The following is a 24,707-nucleotide window of genomic DNA, read 5'->3' as shown; positions in this document are numbered from 1 at the left end:
GGCGGGAACGCGGCGACGGTGACCTCCCGTACCCCGCGGGTGTCCACCGGGCGCCCGGAGCTGACCGAGGCCGCGATCGTGGTCTCCGGCGGCCGGGGTGTCGGCGCGGCCGAGGGCTTCGGTGTCGTCGAGGAGCTCGCGGACGCGCTCGGCGCGGCCGTCGGCGCCTCCCGTGCCGCGGTCGACGCGGGCTGGTACCCGCACACCAACCAGGTCGGCCAGACCGGCAAGCAGGTCTCCCCGCAGCTGTACATCGCGGCGGGCATCTCCGGCGCGATCCAGCACCGCGCGGGCATGCAGACCTCGAAGACCATCGTCGCGGTCAACAAGGACCCCGAGGCCCCGATCTTCGAACTCGTCGACTACGGCGTCGTCGGCGACCTCTTCACCGTCCTCCCCCAGCTCACCGACGAGGTCAAGGTCGGCTGACGGCCCACCAGCACCACCCCGGAAGGGCGCGACCACCACGGTCGCGCCCTTCCGCCGTTCCCCGCGCCGCAGGCCCCGCGAGCGGTCAGCGGGCGGGGCTCGCCGGCGTCGGGCCCGGCGACCTGCGCCCGGCGCCGGAGGTGGCGGCGGTGCGCAGGACGCCGGCGGTCGCGGCGGTGGCGGCGCACATCACGGTGAGCAACAAGAAGGTGTGGTTGAGGGCGGTGAGGTGGGTGAGCCAGCCGATGACGGCGGGGCCGGCGAGCATGCCGAGGTAGCCGATTCCGGCGACGCGGGAGACGTTGGCTCCGGCGGCGGCCTCGGCGTGGCCGGCGGCGCTGAGCAGCTGGGGGACGCAGCCGGACAGGCCGAGGCCGAACAGCGCCCATCCGGCGAACGCCGCCCACACCCAGGGAGTCAGCGCGGCGAGGGTGATGCCGACGGCGGCGGTGAGCGCGCCGTGGCGCAGGACGGCCATCGAGCCGTAGCGGGTCACGATCCGGTCGGCGAGCAGGCGGCCGGTGGTCATCGCGGCGGCGTAGGTGCCGTAGGCGAACGCGGCGGTGCCGGCGGGCGCTTTGAGGACGTCCTTGAGGTGCAGGGCACTCCAGTCGTTGGCCGCGCCCTCGCACAGCATGACCAGCAGTGCCAGGACGGCGAGCACCCGGATCTGGCGGCGGGCGCCGCTCCTGGCGGCGGGCATCGGGGCCTCGGTCGCCTGCCCGTCCTCGGCGGACGGTGCGGTGCCGGGCAGCAGGCTGCGCGCGGCCAGCAGGGCGACGGCGAGACCGGCGGCACCGAGGACGGCGAGGGTGGCGGCCGGGCCCAGGCCTGCGGCGCCGGCCGCGGCGGCGGCCAGCGCGGCGATCACCCCGCCGACCGAGAACGTGGCGTGGAAGCCGGACATGACGGGCCGCCCGTACGCCTTCTCCACGTGGACGGCGTGGGCGTTCATGCTGACGTCCAGGCAGCCGTTGGCGAACCCGAAGAGCACCAGCGCGCCGGCCAGCGTCCACGGGTTCGGCGCGAGGCCGGGCAGCACCAGCGACGCGGCGCACACGGCGCCGGAGGCGGGGACGACGACGCGGGCGCCGAGGCGGTCGGTCAGCCGGCCGGCCACCTGCATGCCACCGAACGCGCCGAGGCCGAGCAGCACCAGCAGGCCGCCGAGCGCGGCGTGACTGATGCCGACCCGGGTCTCGACGGCGGGGATGTGCACCACCCAGGCGCCCATCAGGGTGCCGCACAGGACGAAGTAGACATAGGTCGCCACGCGGGCGGCCCGAAGCGAGCGTTCCATGCCACCGACCATAATGAACATTCCCCATGTTCGAAAGTCCATCAATCGAACAACTTGCTTGTGCGTTGCGGGGTGCGGTTCAATCTCGGTATGAACACCGCGGAGCGCCACACCCTGATCGCCCAGGCCGTCCGGGACGCGGGCAGCGCCACCGTCCTCGAACTCGCCGAGCTCACCGGCGCGTCCGAGATGACCATCCGGCGCGACCTCGACGCGCTCGCCGCCCAGGGCGCCCTGGAACGCTTTCGGGGCGGGGCGCGCACTCTGCTGCTGCGCGGCGAGGAGCCCCCGTTCGCGCTGCGCGCCCGCGAGGCCGTCGATGCCAAGCGCCGCATCGCCGCCGCGGTCTGCGATCTCGTCGCCGACGGCGAGACCGTGCTCCTCGACAGCGGCACCACCTGCGTGGAGATCGCCCGCCTGCTGCGCGAGCGCCCCGTCACCGTGATGCCGCTGTCCCTGCCGGCCGTCCACGTCTTCGGCGACACCCCCGGACCGGCCACCCTGCTCGTTCCCGGCGGGCAGCCCCGCACCGGCGAAGGCGCCCTGACCGGCCCGCTCGCCCTCGCCTCGATCTCCGCCCTGCGATTCGACACCGCCGTCCTCGGCTGCTGCGGCCTCACCGCCGCCGACGGGCTTACCGCCTACGACCTCGACGACGCCACCGTGAAGAAGGCCGCCACGGCCGCCGCCCGCCGGACGATCGCGGCCACCGACAGCGGCAAACTCGGCCGCACCGCCTTCGCCCACGTCGCCCCCGCCGGACTCCTGCACACGCTCGTCACCGACACCGCCGCCCCCGCCGACGAGATCACCGCACTCGAAGCGGCGGGCACCACCGTCATCACCGCCTGACCACGACCCCGCTCGCGGGGGCATCCCGAGCAGCGCAGGGTCCGGCCGCCCGTCAACCCGGCCACCGGACCCTGCGACACCCTCGCCCATGGCGCTGCCGGCCACACCCCCTCGCCCTGTGCGCCGCACCCTCGCCCGTGGCGCTGCCGACCCACCGCCCTCGCCCCGCGCGCCACACCCGTCGGAGACCCGCGCTTGCGCCACCCCCACCACTTTCGTCTACAGTCGCGTAGACGGTCTACTCCCGTGTAGACGCAGAGCGCCCGGAGGCCACGCCGTGTACGCCCACTCCGCCCTGTTGGCGGTCAACCCGCTCGACGCATCCTCCTTGCTCGCAGCATTCGGCGCGCTCGGTATCGCCGCCGTCCTGTTCGCCGAGACGGGACTGCTGGTCGGGTTCTTCCTGCCCGGCGACTCCCTGCTGTTCACGGCGGGCCTGCTCTGCACCCCCGGCCTGCACTCCGGCCCGCACCTGAACCTCCCGCAGGTCCTGGTGGCCGCCGTCGTCGGCGCCCTCGCCGGTGCCCAGGTCGGCCACCTGCTCGGCCGCAAGGGTGGCCGCGCCCTGCTGGAACGTTCCCGCAACCGCCGCCTGCACGAGGGCGCCCAGCGCGCCGAGGAACTGCTCGCCCGCTACGGCCACGCCAAGGCGATCACGCTGGCCCGCTTCGTCCCCGTGGTCCGCACCGTCCTCAACCCGCTGGCCGGCGCCCTCGGTGTCCCGACCCGCACCTTCGCCCTCTGGCAGACCGTCGGCGGCCTCATCTGGACCGTCGGCCTGGTCCTCGGCGGCTACGCGCTCGGCTCGACCATCCCGAGCGTCGACCGCTACCTGCTCCCCGCCATCGCGGTGATCATCGCCCTCTCCCTCGTCCCGCTCGCCCTCGAACTGCGCCGCACGCGCACCGCCCGCCGCTGACGGACTCGTCAACGGCGGGCGGGCGGACACACTCGCAAAGAACCTATTCGCGGGAACCCACTCAGCGGACGACGTCGAAGACCTGCTTCTGCACGCCGTTGCGGTACACCTCGTGCTCGACCAGCGCCAGCTTCTGGGCGTCCTTGTCGGTGGTGCTGAACAGTCGCTTGCCGGCGCCGAGCAGCAGCGGGAAGACCAGCAGGTGGTACCGGTCGATCAGCCCCGCGTCGGACAGGGCCTGGTTCAGGGTGGCGCTGCCGTGGACGATGATCGGACCGCCCTCGGTCTGCTTCAGCGCGGCGACCTCGTCCAGCGAGCGCAGAATGCTGATCTCGCCCCAGTTCGAGACCAGTCGGTCCTCGGTGAGGGTGTTCGAGACGACGTACTTCGGCAGCGTCCGGTAGCGGGCGAACTCCGCCATGTCCGGCCAGACCGGGCTGAACGCCTCGTAGCTGACCCGGCCCATCAGCATCGCGGTGGACTCCTCCTGCTCCCGTGACTTGATCTCGAACGCCTCGGGAACGAACTCGATGTCCTTGAACGTCCAGCCCGAGTTCCGGTAGCCGGGCTCGCCGCCCGGGCCCTCCACGACGCCGTCGAGCGAGACAAAGGCCGTGCTGATCAGGGTGCGCATGATGGTGCTCTCCTCTGTGCAGGTGTGACTGTCTTCAGTACGTGGTGCTCACTGCCTACTGCTCGGCCACTCAAGGCCGCTCGGCGAGGACGCCCGCCAACCACCGCTGCCACCCGGCCTCGACGGCAGCCGCGGCCTCGCCGTCCGGGCCGAAGAGGTGGTGGAACAGCAGCACCACACCGGGGCTGTGGTGGAAGGTGTAGAGCCCGTCGCCGGTGCGGACCTCGAAGCGCTCCTCGTCGGACCAGGTCACCTCCCCGGCCAGCGGCGGCACCCCGGCCGGCTCGGCGTGCACCGGCGCGCCGACGGCGACAGCGGCCGACAACGACAGGCCCCGGGCGAGCGCGGCCCGGACCTGCCGCGCGGACCGCTCGCCGCTCTGCGCCATGGCGAAAACGGGACGGCCGGCGCGCCCGGGGAAGTGCGCCAGATACTCGCGGAGCGTGTGCAGGTGGAACGGCCAGCCGCGGCGCAGCGCGTCGTACTCGTCCTGCCAGTCGTCGCCGAGCATGCCGCTGTGGACGACGCGCAGGACGGTGCTGCCGCCCTCGCGGCCCTCGATGAGGTACTCGAAGGCCATGAACCGGCCGTCCGCGCCGGTGGCCGTCCGGGTGGCGAACCGTTTGCCGGGCTCGTACGCGGTGACCACGGCCTCCTCCCGGTGGCCGCCCACGTCCATGACGGCGGTGCCGCCCTCGCGCGCCTCGACCTCGTTGCGGCCCATGAACCACGACTCGATGCCGGGCCCGGTGGCGATCGCCTCCCAGACCCGTTCCGGGTCTGCCGGCAGGAGGATCTCCCGCTCGATCTCGAAGGGGTGCGTCATCGCGGGTTCTCCTGTGGTGCGTCGGATCGGTGGCTGTCCGCACGGGACGACGGCGGGTCGGGGATCTGGTGCAGGCCGACGACCACCCGGTGCCTTCGCCCCTGCGGCGCCGATTCATCGTGGTAGCGGCTGACCAGGCCGGCCACGCTCTGCGCCAGCTCCTCGGCGAACGCCGCCCGATCGGCGGCGGAGGCGAACCGCACCTCGGCATCGATCCCGAAGCTCGCCACCCGCTGCCCGGCCCGGGCCGCGCCCGTCACCAGCGCGCCGACCTCCTGCACCAACCGGGCCCCCAGCGCCAACAGCCACCGGGCCGAAAGCTGATCGGGCGACCGGGCCGGATCCGGACTGACCGCCGCCAGCGCACTGGGCGAGATCACGTACGAGGCAGCCGTGGCGCGGTACACCCGCTCCGTGACATTGCCCTTGCGGCGCTCCTCGGCCAATTCGACCAGCCCGTGCCGCTCCAGCTCCTTCAGGTGGTAGTTGACCTTCTGCCGGGGCAACCCCAACCGCCCGGCCAACATGGCCGCCGACCCGGGCTCCGCAAGGGCGGCCAGGATCCGGGACCGTATCGGGTCCAGCGAGGACTCGGCTGCGCCGGGTTCTTCGATCACGGCAATGTCCAGCATCTCTTCACCCTCCGTTCCCCAATCCCCCCGGCATCCCCGGCGTCCCCCGGAGTGATTCCAGCATCGCGCCGAACAGGAAACCTGTCAAGACAAAAAAATTTGTCGGTAGCTGGAACGAGGCCCACGCACGCGTCCGCTCCCACACGGGAGCGGACGCGGCGGGCGTCTCATCGGACGACCGGACGGGGTAGATCAGAGCTGGATGAGTCCGGCGGTGGCGGTGGCGGGGGCCAGGGCAGGGGTGCCCGCGAAGGTGGCGGTGTAGGAACCGCTCAGCAGGATCGCCGTCAGCGGGCACAGGCCGGCGCAGGAGGCCACGCCCTGCGCGTTGGTGGTGGCGGTGCACACCGTGTGCGTGCCGACGGTGAAGGTGATGGTCTGCCCGGGAACGGGCTTGCCGGTGGTGGTGTCGGTGAGCGTGGCCTGCGGGTGCAGCGTGATGTTCAGTCCGCCACTGAGCGAGAACAGCAGCGGCTGCGCGGTCAGGCTGGTGGCGTCCTTGGTGTAGGCGTACTGGTCGGCCGGCGCAGTGGCACTGGTGCCCGCGGCGGTGGTGACGGTGACGTCCACGGCGCCGGAGGCGGTGGCGGCGGGGGCGGTCGCGGTGATGGAGGTGTCGCTGTTCACCGTGAACGAGGCGGCCGCCGTGGCGCCGAAGGCGACGCCGGTGGCCCCGGTGAAGCCGGTACCGGTGACGGTCACGGCGCTGCCACCGGCCACGGGGCCGGTGTTCGGGCTGACACCGCCGACGGTCGGCGGAGCGGGGGCGGCCTGCGGGGTGATGGCGAGCGCGATCGGCACACTGCCGACGCCGATGCCGGCAGTGGCGGTGTTGGTGGCGGTGCTGATCACCGACACGGTGTTGTGGTTCTCGTTGGCCGCGTAGACGGCGGTGCCTGCGGGGTTGACCGCGATGCCGACCGGACCGCCGAGCCCGCCGATGGTGGCGGTGACGGTGTTGGTGGCGGCGCTGATCACACTGACGCTGTTGCCGCCGGTGTTGGCGACGTAGACCGCGTCCCCGGACGGCGTGACGACCAGGTCCTGCGGGCTGGAGCCGACGCCGACACTTGCGGTGACGGTGTTGCTGGCGGTGTCGATCACCGAGACGGTGTTGGGGCCGTGGTTGGCCACGTAGGCCGCGGTACCGGCGGGGTTGATCGCGACTCCGACCGGCTGGGAGCCGACCGGGACGGTGGCGATGACGGTGTTGCCGGCCGTGCTGATCACCGACACGGTGTCGCCGAACAGGTTGGTCACGTACGCCGTCGCCCCGGACGGGGAGATCGCCACATCGGCCGGACCTGCGCCGACCGGGATGGTGGCGGTGACGGCATTGGTGGCCGTGTCGATCACCGAGACCGTGTTGGACGACTTGTTGGTCACGTACACCGCGCCCCCGGACGGGGTGACCGCGATGCCGAGCGGGGCGTTGCCGACGGGGACGGTGGTGGTGACGGTGTTCGTGGCGGTGTCGATCACGGAGACGCTGTTGCCGCCGGCGGCGAGACCGGCGCCGCCGCTGTTGCCCTGGTTGGCGACGTAGACGGCGTGGCCGTTCGGGGCGATCGCCACCCCCACCGGGCCGGCGTCGACCGGGATGGTCGCGACGGCCGTGTTGGTGCCGGTGTCGATGACCGAGACGGTGTTGCTCGCGAAATTCGCGACGTAGCCCAGCGGACCGCTCGCCGCGTGCGCGGGCGGCGCCGCCGCGACGCTCAGGCCCGCGGCCGCCAGTGCGAGCGCACTCAGCAGCGCTCCCCATCGACCGCTGCGCGTCGCAACTGATGTGTGAGACACGTGATCCCTCCCCATGGATCCGGCGCCCCGCCCCGGCGGCCCCGGCCGGGGCACGCTTGACGGGACGGTGCGCTCCTTGCCGGGTTCGGAGCCCCGGCGGCGGCCCCACCGGTCGCTGCCGGTGGAACGCACTCCGCCGGGCTTCCGCTACGCGGTGATATCCGGAGCGCTCGGCTCCGGTCAATGGGCAGGGATCCTTCCGCGCCATCCGCCACCCCGCCCCCGAGCACCGCCCCACCGCTCCGCAGCAGGCTGGGCCAGCACGCGCGACCTCCCGCAAATGGCCGATTCAGCAGGGCCCGTGGAGCACCCGCACGCCGGGACGAAGGCCCCCGTCACATGCCGAGGGCCCCCGTCACACCCCCCGGGGGATCAGGTCGTGGCGGGCTCGCCTGTCGCGGGGCGGCGGGACAGGGCGTCGGACACCTTCGCGGTGGCGTACAGCGAGACCGCGAGCGCGACCACCAGCGCGACACCAGCAGCGAAGATGCTGCCGTCGGAGACCGCCTTCGCGCTGCCCGCCTCGCTGCGGGCGGACCCGGCGATGAACGGCAGGACCACCAGCACCGCGACACCGAGGACGACCTCGCCCCAGACCACCTTCGGGAAGTGACGCAGCGTGAGCTGGAACAGGGAGGCGGAGTCGTCGGCCCGGCGGGCCTGCGCGATCCGCGGCATCAGCCAGAACTGGTTGAAGGCCCCGGCCGTGACCAGCCCGAGGACCAGGAAGATCTTGACCAGGAGGGCGATGCCGTAGCCGGTGGTCCACAGCTGGGAGACGGCGCCGACGTGCTTCCAGCTGATCCACAGGCCGGAGATGGTGACCGCGCCGACGCACACCATGGCAACCAGGCTGAAGCGGCGCCAGATGTCGGCCCACAGCAGGCCCGCGCCTTCGCCGAGGCGGCTGCGGGTGGCCGCGAGCGCGACCAGCAACGCCAGACCGCCGACCCATACGACGCCGGAGACGATGTGGGTCTGGGAGAACACCGGGTCGAGCCAGCGGTCGAGTTCGGTGGGTGCGGTGGCCGGTATACCGGCGATCAGGGTGACCGCGAGGGCGGCGGGCACAGCAGCGAGGGCAAGGCGGTCGAGATGGCGGCGCACCGCCGGAACGAACAGCGCGATCAGCGCGACGGCAGTGGCGACGAGCACGATGTTCTGCAAGAGGTAGAGCCTGCCCTGCGCGACCCACACCCCCTTGGCCGCAGGCCCGTCAAGAAAGTCCACGATCCGGCCGGGGCCCATGGCATCACCGAACGGCATACCCTTTCCGGCCCGGGCGACGCGCGCCGCCAGCTGAAAGTACCCGGCGACCAGCAGAACGACGCCCGCCCAGGCCAGATAGCCCGCCGACCGCCTGCGCAGCACGGCGGCGTCCCCCGGTGCAGTGCTCGCGGCCCTGAGCGCCGGGCGCACGGCGGCGATGTACGTGACAACACTGCCGATCGCGCCGCTCAGGCCGAGGAAGTAGCCGGTCTTGGTGAGGATCCGCCAGATTGCGGGCGTGGTGTATTCGGCCGTGTTCGCGGCCAGCAACAAGTTCATCACCAGGTTAGCCTAACCTCAGTTAGGCCAGCCTGCCCTAACCTGGACTCAAGGGTGGCCATCGAAGAGTAGGCCCGGGGTGGTGAGCTCGCGGCGCACTTGCCGAACTGCCGACCGGTCAACCCCGCGTCCCCGCCGAGGACAAGGTGATGCGCCGGTGATCACGAGCCGACCCGGCCGACGACTTCCCGCGCCCCGGGAGCAGGGTGCGGTCGTCCCCGTCGCGTGCGACCGCGCGGGCGGAGTGGCTTCCGAGGCCGGACTGGTGGGCGGTGGTCCCAGGTGAGGGTGCGGCAAGTGGTGTGGTGCAGGGCGCCGGTGGCGAGGAAGGGGTCAGGCCGTCCGCCGCCACGTCAGACCGAGCCGACCGCCCCCATCGTCGTCCGGACGAGGCCGCTCCCCCTCCGAGCCCGAGCGCGGACCCGCCGCTGCGGCCCGACCGCTCACCACTCGCGCGGCGCGATCAGCTCCTCCGCGTCCGCGTCGGCGAAGCCGTACGCCGCCGCGACGAATGCGAAATCCGCGCCGATCGCGTCGCGGGCCACGGTCTCGATCTCGCTGCCGGCGTCCTCCAGCGCCTCGCCCAGGCAGTTGAACTCCTCCGTCGCGGCGTGCGTCAGCGCGTACAACTCCCGTAGCTCGTCCGGGCGTTCGGACTCGATCCGCTCGCACAGCCTGCGCAGCACCTCGCGGCCGCGTTCGACCAGGTGGGCGGGGTAGTACGGGTCCCCGGCCAGATCGCCCAGGAACTCGCGCCCCGCCACCTGCTCGTTACCGATCGCCATCCGGCCGCTCCATCCACTCGGGCCCGCCCGCTCGGGGAATCTCGTGCCGATCATCCCTCCGAGTGCCGACAGCCCGCGGGCCGCAGGGCGCTCAGGACGTGTGGACTGTTCCGCGCAGGAGTTCGTCGACGTCGCGCCGCGGGGTCGTCGCGCCGCGGGGGCCGTAGCCGATGCGCAGGAGCACCTGGACGGTGCCGATGCCGGCTTCGGGGTTGCGCAACCGCCAGCGGGTCTCGGGGAGTTCGACGGCCTGGTGGAGGACGGAGACCCGGACGCCGTGCGCGGTGGCGACCAGCCAGACGCGTTCCATGGCCTGGCCGGCCCGCAGCCAGTCGGCCGGCGTGTCGCCGCGGGTGGAGATGGTGACCAGCTGCGGGAGCGCCTCGAAGCGCTGCGAGCGGTCGGGGCGTCCGGTGAAGTCCCGCATGGGGACGTGGGCTTCGTGGTCCTGCGGGCCGAGCGCGGCCACCGGGATGCCGTCCGTCGAGGGCGCCTCGCGCAGCCAGCTCCCGGTCTCCGCAAGGCGGGCGTCGTCGGCGACGATCCGGGCTTCGGCCTCGGTGGTGAGCGCCAGCACCCGGCGCGCCTCGGCTTCCTCCAGCGCGTCGAGGACGGTGTCCTCGGCGGCGGCGGCGGCGATCAGTTCACCGATCACCGCCTCGGGGACGTCGCGGTTGTTGAACGGCTCGCGGCTGGAGTGCCGCACCGTGATCGCCTCCGCCAACTCGGCCGTCTCGTCGGGGACTCCGCGCGGGCCGAAGTGCACCACCGCGACCGGGGCGTCCGCCTCGACGGGGCCGGGCATCAGCTCCAGTTCCTCCACGGGCAGGCCCTGCCGGGCGGCCGCGACCCGCAGGTTGAACAGGGCCGCGCCGACGGACAGCAGCATGCCGCGACCGTCGGGGTCCGCCACCGGGACGGCCCGCTCCGGATCGGCGAACACCAGGACTCCGTGGCCGTCGTCGGCGGGCCGGAACTGCCAGGGTTGGGAGTTGTGCAGCGACGGCGCGGCTCCGGCCGCCGCCACCAGCTCCCGTAGTTCCTGCACGCTCAGCGCCGCCCCCGGGCCGCCCCTCGCACCACTCGTCGACTCGACCATCGCGGATCACTCCTCGTCGCGTTCCACGTGACTCTGTAGCTTGAGCGTGCACCTCGGCCCGGCCCTGCCGGTAGGGCCCAAAGGCCCCCACCGGACGACCTCCGTCCCGCTTCTTGATCCAGCAGGGCTTGACCCGGCAGTGCCCGAACCCGGCAGGACCCGAACCCGGCAGGACCCGAACCCGGCAGGGCCTGATCCCGCCCGCCCGGGGGCACCCGAAACACGCTCACGCCGACGCGGTGCGCCGCTCGAACACCTCCAGCCGGGCCGACTCCAGAGCGGTCGCCACCGCGCCCAGCAGCACCGCGTCCTCGCCGAGCGTGCTCGCCACCACCCGGGGACGCAGCGCGCAGGTGCGGTGCAGCGCCTCCTCCAGTGGCGGCAGCAGCAGGTCCGCGCTGCGGCCGAGGCCGCCGCCCAGGACGACCAGTTCCGGATCGGCGACGGCGGCCACCACGGCGACCGTGAAAGCGAGTTGCTGCGCCTGCCGGTCGATCGCCGCCCGCGCGGCCGGATCGCCGGAGCGGGCCGCCTCGCACACCTCCTCGGCGGTGGTCGCGCTGGTCAGCCCGAGCCGCCATGCCTCGCCGACCACAGCGTCCGCCGCCACCACCTCCTCCAGGCGCACTTCCTGACGTCCCGTCAGTTCGCCGGACAGGTAGGGCAGTTGGAGCATTCCGATCTCCCCGGCCGCACCGTGCGCCCCGGTCCACAGTTCGCCGTCACGCACCAGGCCGACCCCGACGCCCGTCCCGACCAGCAGGTAGGCGAAGACCGAACTGCCCGCCCCCGCACCGTAGGTGTACTCGCCGAGGGCGGCGAGGTTGGCGTCGTTGACGACCTGCACCTGCATGCCGAGGCCGTCCGATATCCGGTCGACCAGGCCGGGCCGGGCCCAGCCGGGCAGGTGCGGGGCGTGCCGCACCGCCCGCAGGCGCTCGTCCCACACCCCGGGGCTGCCGATCACCGCCCGCACCACCCCGTCCGCCGGGGCGGCCCCGGGGCAGCCCGCCGAGCCGCCCTCCGCCAGCCCGGCGTCGGCGAGGGTGTCCCGGGCGGTGGCGATCAGTGCGTCCGCGACGGCGGGGCCGGAACGGCCGCGGTTGGGGACGTCCCGGCGGGCCACCACCCGGCCCGCCAGGTCGGCGACCGCGACCCGCACGCGGGCCCGGCCGACGTCCATCCCGAGCACGTACCCGGCGCCGGCGTCGGCCCGGTACAGGACGGCGGTGCGGCCCCGGTCGGGGGCCAGCGTGCCCGCCTCACGGACCAGCCCGGCCGTCTCCAGCGAACCCAGCGCGGCGGACACCGTCGGCTTCGACAGGCCGGTGTCCCGGGCGAGCTGGGCCCGCGAGGACGGGCCTCCGGTACGCAGCAGCTCCAGCAGCAGCCACTCGTTGTTGCTGCGCAACCGCTGCCGGCTCCACCGGGCCGGCTCGGGCACCAGGCCCGCCGGCCGTCTCCGCGCGACGGGCATCGCTTGCGGGTGGGTCATGCTTCCTCTTCTCCGGTCGGGACAGTCCGCCCGCCCCCGCCGGCAACACCGTCACAGACTCAACTGTCGTCCACGTCCAGGTCGTCACACCCGCCCCGGCACCGCACATCCGGCACCGACACGCCCGCCGGACACCGGCCCGCTCCCGGTTCCCGCAGCACGGCGATGGTACCCACCGGAAGCGTCGGCTGACGTACCGTACAGATCATGGAATTCCGTCACCTGGGCCGCAGCGGCCTGATCGTCAGTGAAATCGCCTACGGCAACTGGCTCACCCACGGCTCGCAGGTCGAGGAGGACACCGCGGCCGCGTGCATCCGCGCCGCCCTCGACGCGGGCATCACCACCTTCGACACCGCCGACGTGTACGCGGAGACCCGCGCCGAGGCGGTCCTGGGCCGGGCCCTCAAGGGCGAGCGCCGCGAAGGGCTGGAGATCCTCACCAAGGTGTTCTGGCCCACCGGCCCCGGCCGCAACGACCGCGGGCTGAGCCGCAAGCACATCATGGAGTCGATCAACGGCTCGCTGCGCCGCCTGCAGACCGACTACGTCGACGTGTACCAGGCGCACCGCTTCGACCCGTCCACGCCGCTGGAGGAGACCATGGAGGCGTTCGCCGACGTGGTCCGCTCCGGCAAGGCCCACTACATCGGCGTCTCCGAGTGGACCGCCGACCAGATCCGGGCCGGGCATGCGCTCGCCCGCGAACTGCGCGTGCCGTTCGTCTCCAACCAGCCCCAGTACAGTGCGCTGTGGCGGGTCATCGAGGGCGAAGTCGTCCCGGTGTCAGAGGAGTTGGGCCTCGGCCAGGTGGTCTGGTCGCCGATCGCGCAGGGCGTGCTCACCGGCAAGTACCGGCCCGGCGCGGCGCCGCCGGCGGGCTCCCGCGCCACCGACGAGAAGGGCGGCGCGAACTTCGTCGCCCGCTGGCTGCGCGACGACGTCCTGGAGCGCGTCCAGCAGCTGCGCCCGCTCGCCGACCAGGCGGGCCTGTCGCTCGCCCAACTGGCCGTCGCCTGGGTGCTGCAGAACCCCAACGTGTCCGCGGCGATCATCGGCGCCTCCCGGCCCGAGCAGGTCACCGAGAACGTCAAGGCCGCCGGCGTGAAGCTGGAGCCGGAGCTGCTCGCCCGGATGGACGAAATCCTCGCTCCCGTCGCCCAGTTCGACCCCGCGAAGACCGCCGAGAACGCCCCCCAGTCCCGTCCCTGAAGGCCCTGACAGCCCTGACAGCCCTGACGGCCCCGACGGCCCCGACGGCCCTGACGCCACGGCCGGGCCGGCGCCGCACCACCGATCCGCGGCGCCGGCCCGGCCGTCAACTCCCCCACCCCGCCGGGCTCAGGCCTCGCCCGAGCCGTCAGGTTCCTCACCTTCCTCGTACGGCACGCCCGTGGACGACAGCGACAGCTCCTGCTGCGCCCAGACGGTCTTGCCGCCCCGGCCGAACCGGGTGCCCCAACGCTGCGCCAGGTGACCGATGATGAACAGTCCGCGGCCGCCCTCGTCGGTGCTCTTCGCCCGCCGCAGGTGCGGGGTGCTGGCCGAGCTGTCCGACACCTCGCAGATCAGGTCCCGGTCGTGGATGAGCCGCAGCCGGATCGGCGGCTCCCCGTAGCGGATCGCGTTGGTCACCAGCTCGCTGACGATCAGGTCGGTGGCGAACTCCATCTCCCCCAACTCCCAGGCCGCCAACTGGTGTTCGGCCAGCCGCCGGGCCGTGCGCACCACCGCCGGGTCGTCGGGCAGCGTCCACACCGCGACCCGCTCGTCCGGCAGCGCCCGGGTGCGGGCCAGCAGCAGCACGGCATCCTCGCGCTGCCGTTCGGGCAGCAGCGCGTACACCACCCGGTCGCACAGGTCGCTCAGTTGTTCCTCGCCGGGCCGCGCGAGCACCCGTTCCAGCACCGCCCGCCGCCCGCCCGGGCCGTCGGGCGTGCCGTCCTCGTCGGTGTGCCGGGCCCGGCCGGACATCAACCCCTCGGTGTACAGCGCCAGTACGCAGCCCTCGTCCAGCTCGGTGGTGGTCGTCTCGTAGCAGCAGTCGCCCCAGCCCAGCGGCCGCGCGGGCTCGACATCGAACGGCAGCGGCTCGCCGTCCGGGCCGACCAGCACCGGCGCGGGGTGCCCGGCGGACGCGGCGGTGCAGGTCCGGGAGATCGGGTCGTACACCAGGTACAGGCAGGACGCGAGGCCGTCCGGGAGCCGGTCCGCGCCGGGTGGCAGGCTGTCGCGCTGCTCCTCGGTCAGCACCCGCGCGGCCTCGTCCAGGCGCACCAGCAGCTCGTCCGGCGCCAGGTCCTGCACGGCCAAGGTGCGCAGTGCGGTGCGGAGTTGGCCCATCAGGGCGGCGGCCTCGATGCCGGTTCCGGTGATCCGGCCGATCGCCAGACCGACCCGGGCGGCGGACAGCGGGATGATGTCGTACCAGTCGCCGCCGGGGCCGACCGCGCCCGGCAGGTAGACCTGCGCGGTCTCCACGGCGCTGAGTTCGGCCGGTTCCCTGGGCAGGAGTTGGCGTTGCAGGGTGGTGGCGATGGTGCGTTCGCGGGCGTAGCTGCGGGCCTTGTCGATGGACAGGGCGCCGCGGGAGGCGAGTTCGACGGCGAGGTCCAGGTCGGCCTGTTCGAAGGGGTCCGGCCGCCGGTTGCGGTACAGGGCGAGCAGGCCCAGGACGGTGTCGTGGGCCATCAGCGGCGCGACGATCATCGAGTGGACGCCGAGCCCGGTCAGGCGGCGTCCGCGCGCGGGGTCGGCGGCCAGCCAGTCCTCCTCGCCGCTCAGTCCGCGTACCAGCCGGGCCCGTCCGTCGTCCATCGCTTGGCTGTAGGGCGTGGGCGCCCCGAAGGTGGACAGTTCGCCGCGCGGGATCGGGCCCGGCCCCCCGGCGGGCCGGCCGGGGTCGTGCACGGCCCGGTAGGCGGCGCGGCGCAGCGGGGCGGTGGGGTCGGCGGGTCCGGTGTGGGTGGGCAGGCCGCGCAGGGGTTCGTCGAGCAGGTCGACGGTGGCGATGTCGGCGAGGCGGGGCACGGCGACGTCGGCGAGTTCCTCGGCGGAGCCGATGGCGTCCAGGGAGGCGCCGAGTTGGCGGTGTGCGGTGTGCAGGATGTCGAGGCGGTCGAGGGTGGCTTGGCGTTCGGTGACGTCCTGGATGGCGGCGACCAGGTAGCGGTGGCCGGTGCGGGAGCGGATCGGGAAGAACGAGACCGCGCCGACGATGTCGCGGCCGGGTTGGTCGGGGGTGCGGCCGCGGACCAGGTGTTCGCGGATCCAGTCGCCGTCCTGGAGGGCCTGGCGGGCGAGGGTTTCGAGTTCGGTGTCGTCGAAGCCGGGCGCGAGGTCGCCGACGTGCAGGCCGACGCTCAGTGTGTCGGGGCGCTCGGCGGCGGGGTTGTGGCGTACCAGCCGCAGGTCCTGGTCGAGCAGGTAGAGGCCGATGGGGGCCTGGGTGAACAGGGCGTCGAGCAGCGCTTCGGCGTCGTGCGGCCCGTCCATGCCGTCCCTCCTGTCCGGATCGCCCTGGCCGGTCCCGCCGTTGGGGGTGCTCATCGCGGCCGGTCCTGCGAGGTCGCGAGCGGGGTGGGCCGGAAGGCGATCAGTGCGATGTCGTCCCGGACGTCGGCGACCAGGCCTGCCAGGTGTTCGCAGAGTTCGGCGAGCGGGCGGTGGCGGGCTTCGGCGGCGGACCGGCAGAGGCGGGCGATGCCGTCGCCGAGGTGTTCGCCGGGGACTTCGACGAGGCCGTCGGTGTAGAACAGCAGTGTTTCGCCGGGGCCCACCGGGTCGCGGTGGGTGACCCGGGGGCGGCGCGGGTCGACGCACAGCGGGAGGTCGGCGTCCTCGGCGGCGAGCAGTCGGGGCGGGCCGGTGACGGGGACCAGGACGGGCGGGGGGTGGCCGGCGTTGCTCCATTCGACCTCCCAGGCGCCGTCCGCGCCGTGCCGGGTGAGGCGGGCGTGCACGGCGGTGGCGAAGGTGCTGATGCCCAGTCCTTCGGCGGCGGTGTCGAGTTCGCGCAGGGTGTCGGCGGGGGTGTGGCCGTGCGGGCGGATGTAGGCGATGGAGCGCAGCATGGCGCGGAGTTGGCCCATGGTGGTGGAGGCGGCGAGGTCGTGGCCGGCGACGTCACCGATGGTCATGGCGAGTGCGCCGTCGGGGAGGGTGAACGCGTCGTACCAGTCGCCGCCTACTTCGGCGTTGCGGCTGCCCGGGCGGTAGCGGGCGGCGAGGTCGGCGCCACCGACGCGGGGCGGGGTGGTGAGCATGGCGCGTTGCAGGACGACGGCGGTGTGCCGGGCGCGTTGCAGGGCGAGGGCTTGGCGCAACGGTGCTTGGGCGCGTTGCAGGACTTCGTGCTGGAGTTCGATGTCGGCGGGTCCTGGCGGGGGTGCGCCTTCGCAGTCCGCGGTGGCGGCGAGGGCGACGACGGCGCCGTCGACGACGATCGGCAGCAGGGTGAGGCTGGTCGCGCGGGCGCGTTCCAGCCAGCGGGCGGAGATCTCGGGGATGTTGCCGGCGGGGATGTTGCCGTCGGCGAATTCGAGCACGATGGGAGTGCGGTCGGAAACCGCTTTCCGGGCGCGTGCGCCGAGGGTGTAGGTCTGCCGGTTGATCGGTGGCAGCGGGGGCAGTCCGGGGCGGGCGACGGAGGCGACCCGGGTGGCGACGACGGCGCCGCCGGCGGCGTCGGGTTCGCGCAGCAGGTAGACGGCGCACACGTCGGTGAGTTCGGGGACGAGGGTGGCGGCGAGGGCGGCGAAGGCGTCGTCGGCGCGTTCGGCCTCGGTGACGGCGCCGGCCCGGGCGAGCAGTCTTTCGCGCAGCCGGTTGCGCCACTGGTCCTCGATGTCGCTGGTGGTGCCGATCCATTCGGCGGGTTCGCCGTTTCGGACGATGGGGACGGCGCGGGCCCTCACGTGCCGGTAGCCGCCGTCCGCGCCGCGTACCCGGAAGACGTGTTCGAAGGCGGTGGGCAGGTCGCGGGCGGCGGCCCAGTGGGTGGCGAGTTGGTCGCGGTCCTGGGGGTGGACGACGTCGAGCCAGCTGGCGCGGGCCGTCTCGGGGAAGGGCCGGCCGGTGAGGGCCTCCCAGCCGGGGACGAGTTCGCCGGTGGTGCCGTCGGGGTGCACCAGCCACACCATTTGGGAGGTGGCGGCCATCAGTGCCTCGTAGCGCCGCAGCGCCTGGAGGCGTTCGGCGGAGAGGCGTTCGGTCTCCAGGGCGGAGTGCAGTTCGGTGGTGGTGTCGATGGCGGCGGTGAGGATGCCGGGGCCGTGCGCGGTGGCGGCGGGTGAGCAGGAGTAGACGAAGTGCCGGTGGGGGCTTGCGCTGTCCGGGCAGCCGAGGGTGCGCGGGGTGGTGACCTGCCGGGCGGTGCCGTCGGCGAGTACCGCGTCGAGGGTGGCGACGAAACCTTCGGCGCCCGGCTCCGTGAACACCTCACGGGCCGGGTCGCCGAGCGGTCGGTCGCCGAACAGGTCGCGGAACGCTTCGTTGACGTACACCAGTCGGTGGTCGTTTCCGGCGGTCAGCGCGATGGCCACGATGGCGCGGTCGAACACCTCGGGTGTCAGTGGTGTGTCCGGCACCCCGACCGGCCTCCTCCCGCCCGCCTGCCGGCGGGATCTCAGGCGCTCAGGCGAGCAGCTTGGCTTTCGCCGCGCGGAATTCTTCCTCGGAGATGGCTCCGCTGTTCTTCAGGTCGGCGAGGCGGGCGAGTTCGTCCACGTGCCGGGGCCCGGCCTGCTGGCCCTCGGTGCCGGCGGCTTTGCGGATGTAGTCCTGGAAGTTGCTCTCCGCCTGTGCGGCGAGCGCCCGGTCGCGGTTTCCCATGGATTTGCCGCGGACGATCAGGTAGACCAGCACGCCGATGTAGGGCAGCAGGATGACGAAGACGGTCCAGCCGGCCTTGCCCCAGCCGCCCATGTCGTGGCTGCGGAAGATGTCGGTGATCACCTTGAACAGCAGGAAGAACCAGAGGATCCAGAGGAACAGGAACAGCATCGTCCAGAACAGGTTGAGCAACGGGTAATCGACCATCGTGAGCTCCCTTCCACAGGTCCTTCGAGAGGTATCACCACATTCCGGGCGCCGCATGTCAGCGTTCCGCGGTCGTGGCGCGCTCAGCGGCCGGCCGACGGGATTCGCCGGGCGACGGTGGCGCGCTCAGCGGCCGGCCGACGGGATTCGCCGGGCGACGGTGGCGCGCTCAGCGGCCGGCCGACGGGATTCGCCAGGCGAGCAGGACCACCAGGAACGAGGCGGCGCTGAATCCGGTGCACCACCAGGCGGTGGCGATCTCGCCGCGCGTCCAGGCGTTGGTGGCGACGGTGAGTGCCCACAGTTGGCCGATGACGACCGTGATGGCGAGGGTGAGGCGGGCGGACAGGATCGCCAAGCGTTCCGGCTGCTGGTCGGTGCCCGCGCCGGGTCCGGGGCCGGTCGCGGTGACCCGGGCGTCGGCGTAGCCGGAGGTCGGCCGAATCTGCGGGGGTAGTCGAAGCTCACCGCCTACCCGCGCTCCAGCCGGTCGGCGACCTTCAACGGGGGCGCGATGCCGTCGCCGTGGCGATGCAGCACGCCCGCGGAGACGACGGCGGAGCCGACCACCAGCCGCCGGAGACGGTGGCGACGATCCGCAGGTAGTCGCGGCGGGTGGTGAGCGGGTCGGCGCTGATCCGCCCGCGCAGCGCGTCCTGCTCGGCCCGGTGGGCGTCCTCGGGGCCGCCCGGCCCGGACGGGTCGGCAGGGCTGCTCACGCCACCGCTCCGTTCCCGGGCGTGGGCCGCCCGTTGACCTCGATCAGGTTCAGTGTTCCGCCGGGGACGGGTACCCGGCGCTCCGGCGGGACGACCATGGCGACGCCGGTGGAGACCGTGGTGGCGCCGAACACGAACTCGGTGGAGACCTCCACGCCAAGCCGCTCGGCCTGCAACTCCTCGGCGGTGCCGTAGAACAGGGCGCCGGTCGGGCACACGGTGGCGCACATCGGCGCCAGGCCGTAGGAGGTGCGGCCATAGCACAGGTTGCACTTCAGCTGGAGCTTCGCTGCCAGGTGGATCCTGGGCACGCCGAACGGGCGGACCCCGACGGCCACCTCTACGATCCAGGCGTCCGCAGCTCGATGCGCGCGTTCGCCCTCGACGACGACACCCTCGCGCTGGAAGCCGCCACCGCCGTCCGCTCCGCCTCCCAGTCCATCGACCGCCTGCGCGCCCACGGCGCCGGCGGCCGCAGCCTCAGCGCCGGGGCCCTCGACCTGCTCACCCGACTCGGCAACGCCGAACCGGAGGGTCTCACCATCGGCGAACTCGCCCGCGCGGCCGGCGTCAGCTCCCGCAACGTCACCGGCCCGGTCGACACCCTGGAACGCGAAACCCTGGCCCGCCGCGTCCAGCACCCCCAGGACCGGCGCTCCGTCCGCGTCACCATCACCCCCGCCGGCCGCGACTGGCTCGACGCCTTCCGCCTCCCCACCCAACGCGCCATGTCCGCCGTCTTCCGCGGCTTCACCCCCGAGGAACTGGCCCAGTTCCGGCACCTGTGCCTGCGCCTGGTCGTCAACCAGCAACACCTGGAGCACTACCTCGGCAGCGGGCAGTCCTGACCCCTTCGCCGGACAACTCCGGTCGGCCGCCCACCACTTCGAGGCCGGCCGGAGTCCCTCAGCGGAACGCGTCCACGTTGCGCGCGCACCAGTCCGCGAACGTCCCCGGTCCGCGCCCGAGCATCCGCTCCACCGTCTCGGTGCGGAAGCCGACGGTGTCGGCGCGCATCAACGTGAAGCCCTCGACGATGGCGTCGGCCAGCGCATGCGGCACCCCGCCGGGAAAGCGGGCCCGGACCGCCTCGGCGGGCGTCCGCGCCGCGCGCACCTCGATACGGCGACCGGTCGCCCCCGCGAGGATCCGGGCCTGCTCGGCGACCGTGAGGCACTCGCCGCCGGTCAGCACGTACTCCGCACCTTCGTGACCGTCCTCGGTCAGGACCAGGGCCGCCACGGCGGCGATGTCGGCCGGATCGATCGGCGCGAAGCGACCCGGGCCGATCGGGTCCAGGACGTACCCCTCCGTGCGGATCGTCCCCACCCACTCCAGGGCGTTGGTCATGAACCCGCCGGGCCGCAGGATCGTCGCCGGGATGCCGCTGCCACGTACGATCTCCTCCCGCTCATGGTGCCAACGCCCCATCGCGGGCATCGGGTCGCCCAGCACGTTGGCGGACGACAGGTGCACCAGGTGACGCACCCCCGAGGCCTCGGCGGCGGCAACCACGTGCGCCGTGTGCGCGGTGCCGATGCCCGGCGTGAGCAGAAACAGCTTCTCGACGCCCGTCAACGCGGCCGCCAGCGTGGACGGTTCGCCCAGGTCCCCGACGAAACGCTCGGCGCGGGCGGGCAGCGCGGCGGCCCGGTCCGGGGCGCGCACCAGCAGGCGCAGCTCGGCACCGGCCACGTCGAGCGCCCGGACCAGCTCCCGCCCGACGTTTCCGGTCGCACCGGTGATCAGTATCATCAATCCCCCTGGAGATGTTAGCCGTCTAGCGATCCGACACCGGCGAGAACGTTAGCCAGGAACTGATTAGCCGTCAATCAATCTGCCGGGCGGCCCTGCCAGCCGCTCACCCGCACCCCACCGGAGGCCGCGATGCCCGAGTTCCTGGACCTGCACGGCAAGACCTCGAAGGCGCTCCGGGCCCTCGCCGACGGGGCGATGCGCCGCCACGGCCTCCACCTCGGACAGAACCACCTGCTCGCCGCCCTGTGGGAACGCGACGGCCGCACCCCCGGCGAGATCGCCGCCGCGCTCAACGTCACCACACCCACCGTGGTCAAGATGGCCACCCGGATGGCCACCGCCGGACTCCTCACCCGCCACCGCGACGACCACGACAACCGTCTGGTCCGCCTCCGGCTCACGGACGCGGGCCGCGCCCTCCAGGAGCCGATCGAGGCCGAACGCCGCGCCATGGAGGAACAGGTCCTGGCCGACCTCACCCCGGCCGAGCGCGAACACCTGCTCAGCGCGCTCACCAAGATCCACCGGGCAGCGTCCGACCTCCTCACCACCCCGGCCGACGCCTGACCGCCCCGGGCCTCGGCCCCCGGCCTCCGCCCGCTCGGCACCGGCCCCCGCTCCCTCGGTCCCCGCCAGGTCCTGCATCCCGCTCGGCTCCAGGAGGCCACGCCCACCGGGTGCAAGCGACTGTCCCGCCACCCGCAGGTAGCGTCAACTCCCTTACTGCGGCAGCCCCTTGACAGTCATCTCATCGGCTCGGCGTGTCAGTGGAGCTCGCACTCCCACGCTTCGAGGTCCGGTTCACCCTGAGGAAGCTCCCCGGTGCAGTACTTGTAGAGCCACGTCGCGGCCCGACGCTCGGCGTACTTCTCGTTGACCGGCTCTCCCCGCTCGTCCAGCTCAAGGACGTTGGCGAAGATGGCGAAGCAGATCTCCGCCTGGGAAGGCGAATCCCGGAGCTCCTCCCAGTAGTCCACCCCCTCCAGCATCGGGTGGCCCACCGAACCGCGGGCGAGCCGTCCGGCGAAACACCGGAAGGCGCCGGAGGTGCCCGGACTGAGATGTGAAGGCATGCCAGGAACCAATCGCCCCTCCCCGAGACCGCTCTGGCTTGACATCAACTGCCTGACGGCTCAACAAACTTCCGGACGCGGCCGACACGCGACATCCGCCCGCACGCCCGACCGGCCGTCAGTCGACTCGCGGCGCGGCCGTGCTGTCCCGCAGCACCACCGCGGCGGAGGCCGAGTTGGTGTCGGTCTTGCCTCCGTTGCCCTCGCGGAGGGCCAGCCGGACTGCGAACTCGCCCATCCTGGCGAGCGGCAGGCGGACGGTGCTCAGGGCCGGGGCCAGGTCGGTCGCCAGCGGGATGTCGTCGAAGCCGGCCACCGAGATGTGGTCGGGGACGGAGATCCCGCGGTCGCGCAGTTCGGCGAGGACGCCGGCGGCGCAGATGTCGGACAGGGCGATCACGGCGGTGGGCAGCGCGGTTCCACTCTCCTGGGCGACGTCCAGGATCCGCGCCATCGCGGCCCGACCGCCCTCACGGGTGAATTCCGTGCGCTGGACCATCCCGTCACCCGGCTCCAGACCGAGCTCGCGCAGCGCGTCCAGGACTCCGTCGAGGCGGTCCTCGGCGACCCGCATCCGCTCGGGGCCGGTGATCACCGCGAAGCGGCGGTGGCCGAGTTGGGCCAGCGCGCGGGTGAGCGCGGCGGCACCCTCCTTGTTCGCCACCTCGACGGTGTCGTACAGCGGACCGTGGTCGGTGATGGCCGCCACTCGGCCGCCCTGCTCCTGATACGCCGCCAACGCCTCGTCCAGTTGCTGGATCACCTCGACGTCGTTGTACGCCGACCCGGCCAGGACGATCGCCCGGACCCGGTGCGCGTGCAGCATCCGGATCGCCTCCAGCTCGCGCCGGGGGTCGCCGTCCGTGCTGGTCACCAGCGACAGCAGGCCCGCCCGGGCAGCGGCGTCGCCGACCCCGCGAGCGATCCCGCCGAAGTACGGGTCGGCCACGTCGTGCAGCAGCACCCCGATCGTCGCGCCGGACGACCGGGCCAGCGCCTGCGCCGGCGCGTTGGGAAGGTAGCCGAGCGCATCGGCGCTCGCCCGAACCTTCGCCGACAGCTCCTCCGTCACCGACCGCGCCGAGCCGTTCAGGGCCCGGGAGGCGGTGGCCAGCGAGACACCAGCGTGCCGCGCCACATCCCCGAGAGTGACAGCCACCCGATACTCCCCGCTTTCCCCTTGGCCCTGCTCGCCGATGATCGAGGGACAGGTTACCGCTCGGCCCCGCCCGGTTGACCGAGGCGACCACAACGCCTTGACCGGGGCGGGCGGGCCGCTTAGCCTCGGCGCATGGAAAGCGCTTTCCAGGGCCTTCGACGGCCGCCTGGAAAGCGCTTTCCATCGGCTCTCGCAAGGCCTGCGCACCGCCCATTCCCACTCTCGACCAGGTGACCGGCCGATCGGCCACGGGGCGCGGGAAAGCGCTTTCCCGCACCCGCCCGCACCGCCCCGGGCCTCCTCGCGGCCATCGCGGTAAGCGCTTTCCAGCCTCCCCGCTCGCCCCCTCGTCAGCACCTGCACCGCCTCCACCACCTCCACCGCGACCTCCACCTCCGCCCACGGAAAGGACCCCCCATGTCCCGCAGGGTCATCGGCATCGTCATGAACGGCGTCACCGGCCGGATGGGTTACCGCCAGCACCTGGTGCGCTCGATCCTGGCCATCCGCGAACAGGGCGGTCTGCCGCTGGACGACGGCCAGGTGCTGTGGCCGGAGCCGATCCTGGTCGGGCGCAGCGCCGCCAAGCTGGAGGAGCTGGCGAAGCGACACGGCCTGTCGCACTGGACCACCTCGCTGGACGAGGCACTGGCGCACCCGCTGGCGGAGATCTACTTCGACGCACAGGTCACCCAGGCCCGGGAGTCCGCGATCAAGGCGGCGATCGCGGCCGGAAAGCACATCTACACCGAGAAGCCGACTGCCGAGTCACTGGGCGCGGCACTGGAACTGGCACGCCTGGCCCGGGCCGCAGGGGTCTGCAACGGCGCGGTGCAGGACAAGCTCTTCCTGCCGGGCCTGCTGAAGCTGAAGCGACTGGTGGACGGCGGCTTCTTCGGCCGCATCCTGTCGGTGCGTGGCGAGTTCGGCTACTGGGTGTTCGAGGGCGACTGGCAGGACGCGCAGCGTCCGTCCTGGAACTACCGGGCCGAGGACGGCGGCGGCATGATCCTGGACATGTTCCCGCACTGGCGTTACGTGCTGGACGGCATCATCGCCCCGGTCCGCTCGGTGTACGCGCATGCCGCGACGCACATCCCGCAGCGGGTCGACGAGCAGGGCCGCCCGTACCCGGCGACGGCCGACGACGCGGCGTACGGCGTCTTCGAGCTGGAGGGCGGGATCGTCGCGCAGGTCAACTCCTCGTGGGCGGTCCGCGTGGACCGGGACGAGCTGGTGGAGTTCCAGGTGGACGGCACCGAGGGCAGCGCCGTCGCCGGTCTGCGCAACTGCCGGATCCAGCACCGCGGTTCGACCCCGAAGCCGGTGTGGAACCCCGACCTGCCGGCCACCGAGCGGTTCCGCGAGCAGTGGCAGCAGGTCCCGGACAACGCCGAGTTCGACAACGGCTTCAAGGTCCAGTGGGAGCTGTTCCTCAAGCACGTCGCGACCGGCGCGCCGTACCAGTGGGACCTGCTGGAGGGCGCCAAGGGCGTACAGCTCGCCGAGCTGGGTTTGCGATCGGCCCGCGAGGGCCGCCGGCTGGAGGTGCCGGAGCTCAGCCTCTGACGCGGCTGGCGGCAGGGGTCGGGTGCGGGGCGCCGGGTGCGGCGTGCCGGGCACACGGTCCAGGCGGCGGG

The 24,707-nt window shown here is 73.0% G+C and carries 24 protein-coding genes and 1 pseudogene; 7 read left to right on the top strand and 18 right to left on the bottom strand.

What is annotated here, in order from left to right; translation table 11 throughout:
* The coding region (locus tag ACZ6R9_RS13490; protein WP_465538254.1) for an electron transfer flavoprotein subunit alpha/FixB family protein at window positions 1-429 on the top strand (429 nt) is incomplete at its 5' end.
* An 85-nt stretch (window positions 430-514) separates the two neighbouring features.
* Here the strand turns inward: ACZ6R9_RS13490 and ACZ6R9_RS13485 are convergent.
* Entirely contained in the window at window positions 515-1,729 is a 1,215-nt protein-coding gene (locus ACZ6R9_RS13485; protein WP_465538253.1) for an MFS transporter, read from the bottom strand.
* A gap of 90 nt (window positions 1,730-1,819) precedes the next feature.
* On the opposite strand from ACZ6R9_RS13485, the gene ACZ6R9_RS13480 reads away from it, so the two are divergent.
* Entirely contained in the window at window positions 1,820-2,581 is a 762-nt protein-coding gene (locus tag ACZ6R9_RS13480) for a DeoR/GlpR family DNA-binding transcription regulator (protein WP_465538252.1), read from the top strand.
* A 277-nt stretch (window positions 2,582-2,858) separates the two neighbouring features.
* On the top strand, window positions 2,859-3,500 hold the full coding sequence (locus ACZ6R9_RS13475) for a DedA family protein (RefSeq protein WP_465538251.1): 642 nt from the start codon (window positions 2,859-2,861) through the stop codon (window positions 3,498-3,500).
* A gap of 61 nt (window positions 3,501-3,561) precedes the next feature.
* Here ACZ6R9_RS13475 and ACZ6R9_RS13470 read toward each other — a convergent pair whose 3' ends face one another.
* The 8 genes from ACZ6R9_RS13470 to ACZ6R9_RS13435 form a co-directional block, all read right to left on the bottom strand.
* Window positions 3,562-4,134, bottom strand: a complete 573-nt coding sequence (locus tag ACZ6R9_RS13470) for a dihydrofolate reductase family protein (protein WP_380479201.1) — start codon at window positions 4,132-4,134, stop codon at window positions 3,562-3,564.
* A gap of 70 nt (window positions 4,135-4,204) precedes the next feature.
* Window positions 4,205-4,960, bottom strand: a complete 756-nt coding sequence (locus tag ACZ6R9_RS13465; protein ID WP_465538250.1) for an SRPBCC family protein — start codon at window positions 4,958-4,960, stop codon at window positions 4,205-4,207.
* Window positions 4,957-5,592 (bottom strand): ArsR/SmtB family transcription factor, encoded by a 636-nt coding sequence (locus ACZ6R9_RS13460; protein ID WP_380479206.1) that lies wholly within the window; start codon window positions 5,590-5,592, stop codon window positions 4,957-4,959. Before ACZ6R9_RS13460 ends, ACZ6R9_RS13465 begins: the two co-directional genes overlap by 4 nt.
* Window positions 5,593-5,784: 192 nt before the next feature.
* Window positions 5,785-7,392: a beta-propeller fold lactonase family protein gene (locus ACZ6R9_RS13455; protein ID WP_465538249.1), complete on the bottom strand. Its 1,608-nt coding sequence runs from the start codon at window positions 7,390-7,392 to the stop codon at window positions 5,785-5,787.
* 372 nt (window positions 7,393-7,764) lie between these two features.
* Window positions 7,765-8,940, bottom strand: coding sequence for a CopD family protein (locus ACZ6R9_RS13450; RefSeq protein WP_465538268.1), 1,176 nt, complete (start codon window positions 8,938-8,940; stop codon window positions 7,765-7,767).
* 443 nt (window positions 8,941-9,383) lie between these two features.
* The gene (locus ACZ6R9_RS13445; RefSeq protein ID WP_465538248.1) at window positions 9,384-9,725 is read right to left on the bottom strand and encodes a DUF5713 family protein; all 342 of its coding nucleotides are present in this window, start codon (window positions 9,723-9,725) and stop codon (window positions 9,384-9,386) included.
* Between the two features lie 91 nt (window positions 9,726-9,816).
* The gene (locus tag ACZ6R9_RS13440; protein WP_380479218.1) at window positions 9,817-10,824 is read right to left on the bottom strand and encodes an Acg family FMN-binding oxidoreductase; all 1,008 of its coding nucleotides are present in this window, start codon (window positions 10,822-10,824) and stop codon (window positions 9,817-9,819) included.
* Between the two features lie 226 nt (window positions 10,825-11,050).
* Entirely contained in the window at window positions 11,051-12,319 is a 1,269-nt protein-coding gene (locus ACZ6R9_RS13435) for an ROK family transcriptional regulator (RefSeq protein WP_465538247.1), read from the bottom strand.
* 207 nt (window positions 12,320-12,526) lie between these two features.
* Between ACZ6R9_RS13435 and ACZ6R9_RS13430 the strand changes: the two genes are divergently transcribed.
* A complete protein-coding gene (locus ACZ6R9_RS13430) occupies window positions 12,527-13,531 on the top strand; it encodes an aldo/keto reductase family protein (RefSeq protein ID WP_380479224.1) in 1,005 nt (334 codons plus the stop codon).
* Window positions 13,532-13,660: 129 nt separating this feature from the next.
* Here ACZ6R9_RS13430 and ACZ6R9_RS13425 read toward each other — a convergent pair whose 3' ends face one another.
* The 6 genes and pseudogenes from ACZ6R9_RS13425 to ACZ6R9_RS13400 all read right to left on the bottom strand — a co-directional run bounded on the left by ACZ6R9_RS13425 (window position 13,661) and on the right by ACZ6R9_RS13400 (window position 19,424).
* On the bottom strand, window positions 13,661-15,868 hold the full coding sequence (locus ACZ6R9_RS13425; protein ID WP_465538246.1) for an ATP-binding SpoIIE family protein phosphatase: 2,208 nt from the start codon (window positions 15,866-15,868) through the stop codon (window positions 13,661-13,663).
* Window positions 15,865-17,907 carry a SpoIIE family protein phosphatase gene (locus ACZ6R9_RS13420; protein ID WP_380485644.1) on the bottom strand — a complete coding sequence of 681 codons (2,043 nt, stop codon included), beginning with the start codon at window positions 17,905-17,907 and terminating at the stop codon, window positions 15,865-15,867. The genes ACZ6R9_RS13425 and ACZ6R9_RS13420 overlap by 4 nt, the downstream gene beginning before the upstream one ends.
* Window positions 17,908-17,953: 46 nt before the next feature.
* Window positions 17,954-18,358 (bottom strand): SHOCT domain-containing protein, encoded by a 405-nt coding sequence (locus ACZ6R9_RS13415; protein WP_380485646.1) that lies wholly within the window; start codon window positions 18,356-18,358, stop codon window positions 17,954-17,956.
* Window positions 18,359-18,527: 169 nt separating this feature from the next.
* Window positions 18,528-18,809 (bottom strand): annotated as a pseudogene (locus tag ACZ6R9_RS13410) (hypothetical protein); the annotation flags it as partial.
* Window positions 18,810-18,858: 49 nt separating this feature from the next.
* Window positions 18,859-19,077 (bottom strand): hypothetical protein, encoded by a 219-nt coding sequence (locus ACZ6R9_RS13405; protein WP_380485648.1) that lies wholly within the window; start codon window positions 19,075-19,077, stop codon window positions 18,859-18,861.
* Window positions 19,074-19,424 (bottom strand): 4Fe-4S dicluster domain-containing protein, encoded by a 351-nt coding sequence (locus tag ACZ6R9_RS13400; RefSeq protein WP_465538267.1) that lies wholly within the window; start codon window positions 19,422-19,424, stop codon window positions 19,074-19,076. Before ACZ6R9_RS13400 ends, ACZ6R9_RS13405 begins: the two co-directional genes overlap by 4 nt.
* An 18-nt stretch (window positions 19,425-19,442) precedes the next feature.
* Between ACZ6R9_RS13400 and ACZ6R9_RS13395 the strand changes: the two genes are divergently transcribed.
* Window positions 19,443-19,925 carry a MarR family winged helix-turn-helix transcriptional regulator gene (locus ACZ6R9_RS13395; protein ID WP_465538245.1) on the top strand — a complete coding sequence of 161 codons (483 nt, stop codon included), beginning with the start codon at window positions 19,443-19,445 and terminating at the stop codon, window positions 19,923-19,925.
* A 58-nt stretch (window positions 19,926-19,983) separates the two neighbouring features.
* On the opposite strand, the gene ACZ6R9_RS13390 is transcribed toward ACZ6R9_RS13395, so the two are convergent.
* A complete protein-coding gene (locus ACZ6R9_RS13390; RefSeq protein ID WP_465538244.1) occupies window positions 19,984-20,832 on the bottom strand; it encodes an NAD(P)H-binding protein in 849 nt (282 codons plus the stop codon).
* A gap of 132 nt (window positions 20,833-20,964) precedes the next feature.
* On the opposite strand from ACZ6R9_RS13390, the gene ACZ6R9_RS13385 reads away from it, so the two are divergent.
* A complete protein-coding gene (locus tag ACZ6R9_RS13385) occupies window positions 20,965-21,402 on the top strand; it encodes a MarR family winged helix-turn-helix transcriptional regulator (RefSeq protein ID WP_465538243.1) in 438 nt (145 codons plus the stop codon).
* A gap of 197 nt (window positions 21,403-21,599) precedes the next feature.
* On the opposite strand, the gene ACZ6R9_RS13380 is transcribed toward ACZ6R9_RS13385, so the two are convergent.
* A complete protein-coding gene (locus tag ACZ6R9_RS13380) occupies window positions 21,600-21,908 on the bottom strand; it encodes a DUF7677 family protein (protein ID WP_465538242.1) in 309 nt (102 codons plus the stop codon).
* 118 nt (window positions 21,909-22,026) lie between these two features.
* Entirely contained in the window at window positions 22,027-23,067 is a 1,041-nt protein-coding gene (locus tag ACZ6R9_RS13375; protein ID WP_465538241.1) for a LacI family DNA-binding transcriptional regulator, read from the bottom strand.
* A 417-nt stretch (window positions 23,068-23,484) separates the two neighbouring features.
* Between ACZ6R9_RS13375 and ACZ6R9_RS13370 the strand changes: the two genes are divergently transcribed.
* Window positions 23,485-24,636: a Gfo/Idh/MocA family protein gene (locus ACZ6R9_RS13370; RefSeq protein WP_465538240.1), complete on the top strand. Its 1,152-nt coding sequence runs from the start codon at window positions 23,485-23,487 to the stop codon at window positions 24,634-24,636.
* Window positions 24,637-24,707 lie beyond the last annotated feature (71 nt).

Source organism: Kitasatospora sp. NPDC048662, assembly GCF_055587065.1.
This window is presented reverse-complemented; position numbering and strand designations above follow the sequence as displayed.